The 12,374-nt window shown below is 69.3% G+C and carries 13 protein-coding genes; 10 read left to right on the top strand and 3 right to left on the bottom strand.

Features of this window, described 5'->3' with window-relative positions:
• Both LOY02_RS05535 and LOY02_RS05540 read right to left on the bottom strand, forming a co-directional pair.
• On the bottom strand, positions 1–1,418 hold a 1,418-nt coding region (locus tag LOY02_RS05535), incomplete at its 3' end, for a glycosyltransferase (RefSeq protein WP_317181334.1).
• Between the two features lie 509 nt (positions 1,419–1,927).
• Entirely contained in the window at positions 1,928–3,079 is a 1,152-nt protein-coding gene (locus LOY02_RS05540) for a hypothetical protein (protein WP_317181335.1), read from the bottom strand.
• 185 nt (positions 3,080–3,264) lie between these two features.
• On the opposite strand from LOY02_RS05540, the gene LOY02_RS05545 reads away from it, so the two are divergent.
• The 10 genes from LOY02_RS05545 to LOY02_RS05590 all read left to right on the top strand — a co-directional run bounded on the left by LOY02_RS05545 (position 3,265) and on the right by LOY02_RS05590 (position 11,451).
• A complete protein-coding gene (locus LOY02_RS05545; protein WP_317181336.1) occupies positions 3,265–4,056 on the top strand; it encodes an alpha/beta hydrolase in 792 nt (263 codons plus the stop codon).
• A 170-nt stretch (positions 4,057–4,226) separates the two neighbouring features.
• Positions 4,227–4,499, top strand: coding sequence for a hypothetical protein (locus tag LOY02_RS05550; RefSeq protein WP_317181337.1), 273 nt, complete (start codon positions 4,227–4,229; stop codon positions 4,497–4,499).
• Positions 4,500–4,527: 28 nt separating this feature from the next.
• Entirely contained in the window at positions 4,528–5,112 is a 585-nt protein-coding gene (locus LOY02_RS05555) for a hypothetical protein (RefSeq protein WP_317181338.1), read from the top strand.
• Between the two features lie 15 nt (positions 5,113–5,127).
• Entirely contained in the window at positions 5,128–5,691 is a 564-nt protein-coding gene (locus LOY02_RS05560) for a hypothetical protein (RefSeq protein ID WP_317181339.1), read from the top strand.
• A 33-nt stretch (positions 5,692–5,724) separates the two neighbouring features.
• Entirely contained in the window at positions 5,725–6,114 is a 390-nt protein-coding gene (locus LOY02_RS05565) for a hypothetical protein (RefSeq protein WP_317181340.1), read from the top strand.
• A 2-nt stretch (positions 6,115–6,116) separates the two neighbouring features.
• The gene (locus LOY02_RS05570; RefSeq protein ID WP_317181341.1) at positions 6,117–7,643 is read left to right on the top strand and encodes a hypothetical protein; all 1,527 of its coding nucleotides are present in this window, start codon (positions 6,117–6,119) and stop codon (positions 7,641–7,643) included.
• Positions 7,640–8,278 (top strand): ATP-binding cassette domain-containing protein, encoded by a 639-nt coding sequence (locus LOY02_RS05575; RefSeq protein ID WP_317181342.1) that lies wholly within the window; start codon positions 7,640–7,642, stop codon positions 8,276–8,278. Before LOY02_RS05570 ends, LOY02_RS05575 begins: the two co-directional genes overlap by 4 nt.
• Positions 8,278–9,240, top strand: coding sequence for an ABC transporter ATP-binding protein (locus LOY02_RS05580; RefSeq protein ID WP_317181343.1), 963 nt, complete (start codon positions 8,278–8,280; stop codon positions 9,238–9,240). The genes LOY02_RS05575 and LOY02_RS05580 overlap by 1 nt, the downstream gene beginning before the upstream one ends.
• Positions 9,227–9,949 carry a hypothetical protein gene (locus LOY02_RS05585; RefSeq protein ID WP_317181344.1) on the top strand — a complete coding sequence of 241 codons (723 nt, stop codon included), beginning with the start codon at positions 9,227–9,229 and terminating at the stop codon, positions 9,947–9,949. Before LOY02_RS05580 ends, LOY02_RS05585 begins: the two co-directional genes overlap by 14 nt.
• A 452-nt stretch (positions 9,950–10,401) precedes the next feature.
• A complete protein-coding gene (locus LOY02_RS05590; RefSeq protein ID WP_317181345.1) occupies positions 10,402–11,451 on the top strand; it encodes a helix-turn-helix domain-containing protein in 1,050 nt (349 codons plus the stop codon).
• A 3-nt stretch (positions 11,452–11,454) separates the two neighbouring features.
• Here the strand turns inward: LOY02_RS05590 and LOY02_RS05595 are convergent, their stop codons facing one another.
• Positions 11,455–12,174: a substrate-binding domain-containing protein gene (locus LOY02_RS05595; protein WP_317181346.1), complete on the bottom strand. Its 720-nt coding sequence runs from the start codon at positions 12,172–12,174 to the stop codon at positions 11,455–11,457.
• Positions 12,175–12,374 lie beyond the last annotated feature (200 nt).

Below are 12,374 nucleotides of genomic sequence, written 5' to 3' on the forward strand. Positions count from 1 at the left end.
CCGCCGACGGCGAGCCGGAGGAGCCCGACCCACTGGATGAGGTGGCGGTCGCCGAGGAAGTCCCGCCGGACTCGCTCCTGCCCGCACCGCCCCATCGCCGACCGGAGCTCCGCGTCCACCAGCAGGCGGGTCACCTTCGCTCCGAAGGTCTCCAGGTCAGCGGGGTCCTCGATGAGGAAGCCCTCGTCGCCGTCACTGATCTGGTCCTGGAGACCCCCGACGGCACTCGCGACGACAGGGCGGGCCTTCCACATCGCCTCGGTCAGGGTCAGGCCGAAGCCCTCGGCGAGGCTCTTCTGGACCACGATCGCGGCGTGGCGCTGGAGGGCGTTGACCATGAGAGCGTTCTCGTCGACGTCGTCCATCGGCAACGAGGCCAGGTGGCACCGGCTGCGCACGTCCTCGGGGAGGGCCGCCCACACGGTGCGACACTCGGCGAAGACCTCGGCCCCCTCCGGGTCGTCGGTGACGCCCGAGACGTCGGGCCCCGCCAGGACGAGGTGCGCATCGGGCACGACCGGGGCGACGTGCGCCGCAAAGCCGCTCAGCACGCCCGGCATGTCCTTGAGTCGGTCCCAGCGGCTCACCTGCAGGACGAGGGGCGCTTCGATCGGCGGCGGATAGTTCGACACGAGGTCCGCGTGGCGACGCAGCCGGCCCTGGCTGCCGGATCGTCGATGGAAGTCGATCGCATCGCGCGGCTCGCCGTTGTGCACCAGCCCGACCTCGAGCAGGATGCGCCTGACCTCGGCGCCATCGATGGGTGCGTTCTTCGTCGCGAACGGGTCGATCGAGGGCTGGATGATCGTCACCCGCTCCGACGGGACCCATGACGGGACGTACTTCGGCCGGGAGAAGACGAAGGCGTCGGCCGCGAGGACGTGCTCGCGCAGGAACTCCCACCCGAGATCGGTGACTTCCGTGTCCTCGTCACGACCGATGTGGCAGCGCCACACGACGTGGGCGCCGAGCTCCTTGAGGCCGGCCGCGAGTCCCGCGGTCTGGGGGTCGTGCAGGAGGACGAGATCGCCCGAGCGGATCATGCCGCGCAGGTGCGCGAGGTTCTCGCGCATCACCTTCGCGTAGTGCGCCTGGTCGTCCGCGCTGAACTCGGTGCGCCCGACGAGAGACCCGTGCAGCGCGTTGTGCAGGGCCTTGGTGATCTCGAAGAACTGCGGGTCCCCCTCGATGACGAGCCAGCGTGTGTCCACTCCCGCTCCCCGCGCGTAGGCAAGGATCGTCTGGAGCATCTCTGCGACGCCTCCTCCCGAGGCAGTCGAGTTGATGTTCCACACGATGCGCCCCGCGAAGGCCTTTCGAGCCATCTCGGCGGTCGACAGGAACAGGGAGGCGCGGTCAGGCTCGAGAAGCCTCGCGAGCTCGTCCAACGGTTCGGCCTGGATCTCGACGACGTCCACGTTTCTATGCTCACACCTTCCGGCCCGTATCTACGACTCTCGGGCACCCGCGTGTCCGTGTCGTGACTCAACTCGGCCCGGGTCCGTGCGCGCAGTGCGGAAGGTGGGGACGGCCCACCGGGCGCGCTTCTGCGGAGCAGACACAGCGGCATACGTATGCCGCTGAGCCGGCCCCCAGCGCTCCTCTCCCTCGGGTGCGACGCCGGGGTCCGCCTTGCTCGAAAGGCCACTGGGAGACCGGCCGCCGGCACTATCGTCGAACCGCGGGGCCTGGATGGACGACGGCGACATCGGTGGGATCGCCGTCCACCTCGCGGCCTGCGATCCTGGCCCTCGCCGAGCCCGGGGGAGGTGCTCGTGTCCCGGACGCTCACGACCTCGTCGTCGGGTCCGGCGTCACCTTCGGGGACCGAGGACTCCACGAGCTCAAGGGCATCCCGGGGCGCGACAACGGTGCCGCGTGGTGCCGGTGCCCTACGGCGCTGCAGCTCCATCCCCGGCCGGCCAGCTCAGGGAAGGAGCTGGTCGAGGAGTCGCTCGGCATACACCTCGGCCATGACCGCGAGGAAGAAGGCAAGACCGGGGATCGCGAGCGCCCTGATCGCGTGGCCGAACGTCTCGGCCCCGCTCGGACCCGTGGGGGCGTCCCGCACCGCGGCATACGTGGCGAGCAGAGCCCGAAGCTCCTCGGACTCGGCGGGCGTGAGGTCCCGTTTCCGGGGCTCGAGGCCCTCGATGCGGTCGCGGAGGCTCTCGAGGGTGGCCTGCCGGGTGTGCCGCACGATCCGCTGCACGTTGTTGCGCACGCTGAACATGCTGGTGCTGTCGAGGACCACAGCAGCGAGGGCGAAGCCGGCAACCGGCGCGAGGAGCGCGGGGACGGAGTCGGGCGCCACCAGCAGGACGACGAAGACGAAGTCCACGGTCAGGCTGACGCCGTTGACCACGGTCAGCCTGCGCCAGAGCGCGAGCAGGCCCTGGACTGCTGGGGAGTCAGCGGGGCTCAACCAGGAGAGGCGGTGGGGGAACCGGGACTCGCGCCCATAGAGGCCGAAGTAGAGGAACCGCATGGCACGCTCCTCACCGAACTCGTAGAGGACCAAGCCGATCATCGCGAGGCTGCCGGGGTGGATCCCGGGCAGGCCGTCGGGAGCCACGAGGGCACCGGCAGCGATGATGAGGACCGCGATCACCACAGCGGCCGGTGCGTAGAACCGCGCCCGCCACCGCCGGTTGGTGAAGTCGATGAGGCTGCGGAGGTCGGCCTCGCGTTCGAGGGTCGCGGGAAGCGAGACCACTTGCCTCTCGAAGAACGGGTCCGTGACGCCAGCCCCCCACGAAGCCTCGAGGACCCCGTGGAATGCAGCGATGCCGAGCCAGGTCCAGACCGGGGCTCCCGCCCACGACGAGGTGACCGCGGTGACCACGACGGGGACGAACAGCCGCAGCAGGATGGCGACGAGTCCGAGGCGCAGCCGCTGCGCAACGGTCATCGACTGGCCAGCAGGGGTTCGCAGGATGGTGCGGGTGAGCCGGCCGACGAGGTAGGTCTCGGGCCACGTGACCATGATCCGGCGAAGACGATCGAGATCGGCTTCGAACTCGGCGCTGCGAGGGCCGCCGGCGGCTGACGGCACCTGCCTCAGGGCTGCCGTTGCCATCCGCACCTCCCAAGGGCAGGGGCCGGGTGGTGACGCTGTCGGTCGCCTACCTCCCGTGCGCCCGACCCCGCGCGCAGTTCGTGGCGGAGCGACAGGCTCCTTCGCCTCCCCACGATGGGTCGCTCAGTGCTGCCCGCGACAGGGCCAAAGGTCCCACTGTGCGCGGGGTTAGGCTCGGGCGAACCATGACGACATCCTTCCCGGCCGCGGAACGGCGAACCGCCCTCGGGGCGCACCGGGTGCGCTCCCTGCACCACGGTGCCCAGGCAGCCGAAGGCCCCCACGATCCCGGGCTCGTCGTCCTGCTGCCCGGATTGGGCCTTCCCGGATACACGCTGCCGACGGCGGCGGCGATCGCCTCACGTGGCGTCGAGTGCGCCGTGCTCGACGTGCCCGGCTACGGCTCCTCCGAGCCCAGGAGCTCCCGGCCAACCATCGATGCCATCGGCTCGGTGGCGGCCCAGTGGATCCTCCAGGAGGCCGCGAACCGCCCTGTTGTCGTCCTTGGCCATTCGACCGGTGCCCAAGCCGCACTCACGTCCGCCCTTGGCCTGCAGACACATCGCCGACGGCTGGCGCTCGTGCTGGCCGGGCCCACCTTCCGGCCGGAGCACCGACGGGTCCTCAGGCTCATCGCGGCGACACCGTTCGCCTACCGCGATGATCGGCTCGCCGAGATCGACATCATGGAGGTGCTCAGAGCGCGCTCGGACCTGGTCCGACTCGTCGCGAGCGGTCTGCGGGACGTACCCGAGGACCGGGTGGCAGGACTGTTCGCACCGCTCTCCGTCATGGCCGGCGAGCATGACTCCTATGCGCCGCCCGGCTGGCTGTCCCTCCTCGCGGCGTCGGCGGTCGGGTCGGCCGTCGTTCGCACGTCGATCATCGGGGGCTCGCACAACAACCTCTACACGCACCCCGATGAGGTCGCTGACGTGGCACTGATCGCCCTCGAGGACGCCGTCGCCTGGCCATGAGGCGCGGGCGGCCTCCACCGGTCAGTGCACTTGCTGCCAGACCACTTGTGCGCCCTGCCTCTTCGTTGACCGTCTCGCGGCCACCCCCGAGAGTCGAGGCGAAGGGAGATCCCACCGCGGGGGGACCCCTTCGTCAGTCACCCGATCATCGAGTATCTGAGGAGCACGTCATGTCCGAGAACACCAAGAGCCGCGTGGGTCGATATGCCGCAGGGGGTATCGCCCTCATCGGCCTGGCCGTCGGCGCTTTCGCAACCCTGTACATCGCTGGAGCATTCGGCCTGAGCACCGCCACCGCCAACAACATCGTGCGGGCCTACGAGATCGGCGGTTGGGCGCTCACCGTCGCTCTCATGGTCTTCAGCGCGGGGACGGCCGCCGCGATCCTCGCTGTCATCCGCTACTACATCACGCGCAAGTCGCGCGCGTGGCTGGTCGCCTGACCATCCCGCATCGAGCAGGTTGACACCGATGACCACGCTCGCGCGGGCAACGATCCACGTCATGGCCGCACGGGCCAGGTGCAGCCCATCGACGATCATGGCAGTCGCCGTGGCCGCGGGCGTCCTGGCCGCGAGCGTGGCCATCGGTGTGACCGCGTTCCAATCGACAGGTCCGGTCGGCGGCGACGTGTTCCGACTCGAGGGGACGTCGGTCGAGGTGTGCCTCCAGATCCTCGGCCGGAACCTCGGCGCAGGCCTCCTCCTCTTCTCCGGCTTCGTCACGGCTGGCACGACCACACTCATGGGCTTGGTCTTCATCGGCACATGGGTGGGCGCCGGGAGCGCTGCGGTCTCGGCCGAAGTTGGCCTGAGCGGTGTCAGCCCCCTGGTCGTCCTCTACCTCCCGCTGGAGTTCGGTGGCCTCCTCCTGGCATCGGGTGCGGGGCTTCTGCCGCTCGTCCGTTTCATCGCGCGGGAGTTCGCGCAAGGCCCCCCACGCCGTCACGACAGTCGTCCGTCACACGCCACCTCACTGCGACTCGGTGCCCTCGGCGGTGCCCTCATCGGCGTGGGTGCTGTGGTCGAGACCCTCGTCATCCTTCTTCAGACGTAAGGAGCGCAGGCCAGAATGAGCCTCCCACTGGCAACCTTCCACAACTCCACGCCGGGCAAGAAGACCGACCACCCGCGGACCAGCCGCGGGGCATGGCTCACGGTCCTGGCAACCGTCTGCGGCCTGATGGCGATGCGGATGCCTGGCGTCGCGACCGTGATTCGTTCCAAGGTCGATGCGGCCATCGCCTCAGGCGAGTTGGAGGACACGTCGCAGCGGTCCCTGGCGGTCTCGATCGGAATCACCACCGCCATCGCCCTGAGCTTCCTTGTCGTGATCGTCATCGTGAGCCTCGCCAAGCGGTTCGAGAGTCGACTCCGACTGCCGTGGATCACCGTCGGCCGCCGCAGGGTCTCCGGCGTGCTCGTCGTCGTCGCCACCGCGCTCGTCGCCAAGCAAGTCACCTCGTTCATCCTCCCCGTCTCCGGTGAGCTCTGGAACGTCGGGCTCTGGGGCAGCGTGCTCGCCCCCGTCCTGGTCGCCGTCGGTCTGGTGGCGAAGCAGTCCAGCTGCGTCCGATCGAGACGGCGAACACTGACCGTCGGCCTCGCGGTCGGCCTGCTGGCCATCGCCGTCTGACATCCGCCCGCCCTTCCCCACTCTGGAGCATCCGTGACCCTGCCCCGCCTCGTCACCGCCACAGCCCGACCGGTGGCCCTCGTGTGTCTGGTGCTGCTGGGAGCCGCCGTCTACCTGACCCGTGCTGGCGCGCCCCCCGCAAGCCATGACCGTTACAGCGTGCTCTTCTGGGCCAGCGCGGCCGGCGCCGCCCTGCTCCTGCTCATCCTGGCGGCGGTCCCCCCCGCGTGGTCCAAGAGAATCCGAGTCACCTGTCTCAGCGGGTCCGGACTACTCATGGGGGTACTTCACGGCAACGGACTCACGACAGGGACGGCTCGCGTGATGCTCCTCGTGGGCGTCCTGCTGGCGCTGGTTCTCGCCGTCTCGGCCTTGGTGGTGTCACTCGAAGCCACACAGAACAAGCCCGTGCGGAGGCTGTGACCGTGCGCGGTGACAAGCGTGGCGCGGCGCTCGACCTGTGGTCAGTACGGGTCCTCGCGGGATACGGCTCGACCTTGCCGGTGCGCACGTTCAGGTGGGGAGCCGGCCTCGCACTGCTCGTCCTCGGACCCACGGTTGCCGCCGCGACGCTCTTCCTGATGAACCTCGTCACCACCCTCCTGTCGGGGGCGGCGACTGGCGCTCCTGCGAACACCGACCTCGCGGCGGGATTCGCGGTGCTGATGACGATCGCGTTCATTTACGGCAGCTGCCTCGATCTCGTGCGGACGCATCTTTCCAGCGCCGCGCTGATCATCTCGAGGTCCCCACTCAAGGGCATGTGGGTGGCAGCCGACATCGGCCTGTGGACCGTGCTGCTCGCCGAGCGGGGCGCAGCCCTGGCGACACGGTGCATCATCCAGTGCTCCGCACTGGCGGCGGTCGCCCTGTATCTCCGGCGTGGGGACCATCCGGGGGCCCAGGACATGATCGCCGTGGCAGTCATGATCCCCGTGGCGTACCTTGCGGCAGCGACCGCACTCGCGGCGGCCCATGCCTCTTCGACAGCCAAGCCGCGGCGACCACTGCGGCCCAGCCTCGTCCTCATCCCCATCAACGCCGGGCTCGGGGCGGTCCTGGCCGCAGTACTGGACAGAGGACGGGTGCAGGGTCCGGAGGCAGCCGCCGCCATCACCGCGACCCGGCAGCTCGGTGACCACCTCGGGGCAGTCCGGCTCGGGGCCGCCTTCCTCATCGTGCTCGCGATCGGCACCCTCGTCGTCGTCGCGGCGCAGCGCCGCGAGCTCCCGGTCGCCGACCACCTCATGCACCAGGGTCCCGTTCCGGCGCGCCGCCGGCGCGTGATGTCGAGCCTCACCGACGTCCTGTTCTCGGGCGTGGGGGGCCTGCGCCGGATGCAGGTCTCGGTTCGTGTCGCCGGTGTCGCTTGGAGCGCAGCCGCATTCGGTCTCGGCTGGCGCCTTGCGGGAGGCCTCACCGTCCCGGCAGCAAGCGCCCCCGCTCTGACACGGACCGTAGTCCTTGTCGGTGCCGGAGCCGGTATGGCCATCGCCGCCGGAACCCTCCTCCAGCTCGGACAGACCCGGCGCCTGTGGCACTATCGCGTCCTCTGGGAGCAGGGCACGAGTGGTGCCCGACTCTGGCGCGCCAGCACGGCGCCCACTGCCGTCCTCGCCATCGTCACTGCCACAGCCCTCACGGTGCTTCTCTGGTGCCTGACCGACGCTCTTTCGGTCCTTCCCGCAGCACTGATCTGCTCGACGGCGTCGTCGGAGCATCTCGTCGACAGCCTCTTCGCACACCCTGCGGCAGACGAGGGAGCGCGCACGTCCAACAGCCTGCTCGCGGTGGTCGGCTACCTGGTCACCGTGCCCGCGCTCCTGACTGGGCTGTCCCTCGCGTCATGGTCGCTCCCGGCGCTCATGGCACTCATCGTCACCCACGTCGGAGGAGGTTACTGGTGGTTCGCGAGGCGGCTCGAAACGTTGCCGACGGTGACCGTGGAATGACAGCCACGCACTCGTCAGCGATCATCCTCGACGGAGTCACCACTGGGTACGTCGAGGGCTCCCCGGTCCTCAGAGACCTCTCGCTGAGGATCCCACAGACCGGTCTCATCCGCCTGCACGGACCGAATGGCTCGGGCAAGAGCACCGTCGTCGAGATCGCATCGGGCTACTTGCGTCCTTGGCAGGGTCGCGTGATGGTCCTGGACGATGACGCGACGAGCCGGCACTCCCGGTCGCGGCGGCGGGTCGTGCGCACAAAGCCAGCCCTCTTCGAGTACATGACGGTCCACGACCACTTGGCTGTCTTCGCCAAGGCGACGGGTGACTCGCTCGCTCGGGTCCTCGAACGTGCGACTGCTCTCGGTCTGGACCCGTGGCTGTCGGAGAACGCTGGCGGCCTCTCGTCGGGCACGGGCAAGAAGCTCTGGTACCTCATGTGCACGACCGGGGATGCGGATCTCTACCTGCTCGACGAGCCCTTCAACGCGATCGACGACGGTGGCGTCGAAGCCATCGTCGACGAGTTGACGGAATGGGCGGCTGCAGGACGGTGCGTGGTCGTCATCTGCCACACTCTCCCGACCCGCCTGCGCTTCGACCAGGTGATCGGCCTCGGAACCCACGGGGTCTCCTGATGCGCGAGCTCCCACCCACGGATGTCGAAGCGACAGGGCTGTCCATGGCGTACGCAGGACGCACCGTCGTCGACGACGTGTCCTTCCTCGCGCCTGCCGGTTCCGTCACCGCCCTGCTCGGGGGCAACGGTGCCGGCAAGAGCACGACCTTCCGGCTCGTGCTGGGCCTCGCTCGTGGCAAGGGCAACGCGCGTTTCGGGGGGCGACCGTTGGCGGAGCACCCCAGCCCCTCCGCCGTGGTCGGCGCCTACCTGGGCCCACCCGCGTTCAGCGAGGGCCGGACTGTCCTCGACCATCTGCGCCTCATCGCCCTCGCCACGAGGCAGTCGCGCTCGCGCATCGACCGCGTCATCGACGATCTGGGCCTCGCACCCTGGGCGACATCGCGACCCAAGGGGTTCTCCACCGGAATGCGACAGCGGCTCGGCATCGCGGCCGCCGTCCTGGCCTCACCTCGAGTGCTTGTCATGGACGAACCCATCAACGGGCTCGATCCACACGCCGTCATCGGGATGCGAGACCTCCTGCGCGACCATGCTCGCGACGGGGGCACGGTGGTCATGGCGAGCCATGTGCTGACCGAGGTCGAGCTTGTCGCGGATCGAGCCCTGGTCATGGCCGACGGCCGTCTCGTCCGCTCCGGGTCGGTGGCCGAGCTGCTGGCCCGAGACGATGCGTCCGCCTGCGTGGTCGAGTGCGATCGCCCCGAAGACCTGACGGCATGCGTGCTTCGCGCCGGAGCTACGTCAGTCTCCTCGACCGCGGGCTCGACGGTGATCGTCGAGGGCCTCGACCCCCGCATCCTGGCCCGGATCGCCGCCGATGCCCGCATTCTGGTGTGGCGCCTGCAGCCGCGGACCCGCACTCTCGAGGACGTCTTCCTCGACACCGTGGGCCCTCGTTCGCGCGCCATCGCACCACTGGATCCAGCTCATCAGGAGACGGCCGATGCTGCGCCATGAACTGTTCAAGCTCACGTCGCTCAGGTGGCTGCGACTCGCGACCGTCGCGGTGCTCGCAGCCACCGCCCTGATGGCTCTGGTCGTGGCCCAGGCCTTGGCGGACCCAGCGGCACCGTTGACTGACGATGTCGGCTTGGCACACCTCGTCCTACGGACCTCGACACCGGCGCACGTGTGTGCCGCACTGGTCGGCGTGGCCTGCGTGCGTGGCGACCTCCGCGACGGCGTCCTCCGCCTGACCCTCATCGCCCACCCCCGTCGTGGTCAGGTACTTCGTGCGAAGTTCGCCGCAGCCGCGAGCGTCTCCGGGGTCATCAGCGCCACCGGAGCAGTGACGGGCCTGGTGGTGACAAGCCTCGCGACCGAGACAGCTCCCCCATCGGTCTGGGCCTTCGGCGTCGCTGCGCACGTGGCCCAGTCATTGTTGTGGGTCGCGGCGGGCGTGACGGCCGGGACCCTGGTCTCACACCACACCGCGGCAGCACTGGCAGTCCTCGCCGTACCCCTCGTGGTCGAGCCGGCGATGGCGAACGTGATGTCGCCGCCACACGCGGACCGGCTCCCCTTTCGCTCAGCCATGAGCCTCTACGCGATGATGGATTCCCCCGCGTCCGTCGCTCAGAGCCTCGTTGGCGCCACTCCGATGGTCATGGCCATGTCGCTCGCCCTCGCACTCGCCGCACGTCGCTTCCGAGCCCTCGACATCTGACCGGGAGCGAGATCAGAGGGCCCCACCGTTCACGGTCGGGGCCCTCCCAGATGCTGCGACCCATCAGCTCCAGCAGTCGATGCACGGAGCGTAACGCTCGGTCCTCGGCACGTCCGCGGAAGGCGCCGAGACGGTGTGCGCTGCAAGGCCGACGACCGCGGTGATGAACAAGACAGTGACAATACGCATGCGATACCCCTGAGACGATTCGGTTCGGTGTGGTGCAGGGCTCGCCCCGCTCCGCCAACCCTGCCGACACCCGGTCGGTGGCGAAAGGTGCACTTGTGGCCGGGGCACAAGTGACCGTCGGGCCGGGCGGCGACGCCGGCCAACGGGGCGATCGCTACCATGTCGCTGGCCTCAACGGCCCCGATCGCGCGTGACGGCCTAGCGGCTCCCTGGGCACGTCGTGATCACCAGTGCGTGGACAGCGAAGACATGGGATGGACTGAATGTGGACGAGCACGGAGCCAGTTGTCAGCACCATGGCGCGGCAGGCGTACCACTACCTGCTCGCAAGGCGAGAATGGACGCGCGACAACCTCGCCCACCATCTCCAGGTCGGCAGGGAGCAGGTGAGTGCCGTCCTCGAAGAGCTCGCCGAGCTGGGCCTGGTGCGTCCGTCCCAGGAGGTGTCGGAACGACTGGAGGTCGTCCCACCTGCGGTGGGTTGGGCCAGGCTCGTTGCACACAGCGAGACAGCTCTGCGCGAGCACGCAGCCCGCGTCAGCGACGTGAAGACGGCAATGTCCGCGTTCCTGGAGACGTTCGAGGCCCGGGAGAGATGTGCGGCACAGGAGAACATCGAGGTGCACAAGGGCCGAGATGCCGCAGTGACGAAAGTCGGCGAGCTGCTCGCCGGCGCTCGGCGAGAAGTGCTCACAGTCGTCACGGCGGCACCCAGCGCGCCCACCCTGGCCCACGCCCGCCAGGGTGACGGTGCTCTGCTCGCCAGGGGCACCAGTGTGCGTGCGATCTACCTCCAGAGTCACTGGCGTCAGTCCCGCGAGCTCCAGTCGTACCTGACCTGGCTCGTCGGTCGCGGAGCCGAAGTCCGACTCGCTGGAACCCTTCCCACGCGCTTCATCATCGCCGATCGACGGGTTCTCACCGTCGCTCTCGACCCTTGTGTTCCCGAAGCGGGTGCCGTCACGGTCACCAGCCCCGGCCTCGTCGCGCTGGCCGGTTCCTTCTTCGACCACCTGTGGGCGGAAGCGACACCGTTGGAGCAGCGGAACGCCGCGGCCGAGAACGCCTGCCGGACCACGCCGCTTGAGGTCACCGTCCTACGCCTCCTGGCCGAGGGCAACAAAGACGAGGCAGTCAGCCGCCGAACAGGACTGTCCCTGAGGTCCGTCCGCCGGACCATCGCCGGAGTCAGCCAGCGCATCGGCGCCGCAAGCCGGTTCGAGCTCGGGGTTCGCAGCAGCCAGCTCGGGCTTCTCGACAGCGCAGGCTGTGACTCGAATGGGCCGGCGCACGAAGCCACTTCGTCTTCGTGATTCTCACGTGAGATCGAAGGTGGCCTGGTGGTCCGGGTCCACGAGGTCAAGCCCATGGCGACGTGCGATGTCACGGACGTCCGGTGCAGAGAGCCGCTTCAGGCAGGCGGTCGCAGCCGCGACTTCGTCAGAGCGGGCGAGGACCGCGCCCGAGAAGACCGTCATGATCTCGCAGCCGGGTGGAAGCGACCCAACGATGGCGACGCCCGGGACGCTCTGGAGCTCGCCCCGCTGCTGGATCCCGATCGTCACCTGCCCCTCGGCGAGAAGTCGGCCCACGGGCACGCCCGGCTCCGCTTGGACCAGCCTGCCCGCGAGCTCGTCCCCGAGACCCCAACGGTCGAGCAGGCCGAGCAGTCCGTCGCCGCTGGGGCCCGTCGAGTAGCCGATCCGATCCGCAGACTCGACAGCCTGTCGGAGAGCGCCAGCCGTCGAGATGTCTGGGCACTCCGCACCCTCGGGAACGGCAATCACCGCCTCGGAGCGGAAGAGTGCCCGTGCCGTGCCGGGTGCGAGGAGCCCGTCGCGGTCCAGGGCGCCGATCGCCTTCGAGGCGAGGATGACGAGGTCGGCCACGGTGCCAGACCGAATCTGCCGCGCCACCTCCACCCCGCCGAGCGAGGTGAGGGTCACTGGCGGGAGCCCGGGAAGGGCACCAGGTGCGACGAGGTCTCCGAGGACACGACTCGTGGCCATCGACGACAGCAGGGACAGGGTCGGCATCTCGCCAATCTACGGTGGCTCGGCGGGGTTCGGGAGTCGCTTCCGCACGGCAGAAGCGCCGTGTCGTGGACGGCGATCACGTGCGAACCTGCTGCCATCCGGGAGCCCGAGCCGCTTCGGACGTACGACGAGTCAGGAAGCCACGCGTGATCATCGATTGTCATGGGCATTACACGACGGCGCCGGCGCAGTTGGCGGCG

The sequence above is a fragment of the Intrasporangium sp. genome (assembly GCF_032907665.1).
Classification (GTDB): domain Bacteria; phylum Actinomycetota; class Actinomycetes; order Actinomycetales; family Dermatophilaceae; genus Intrasporangium.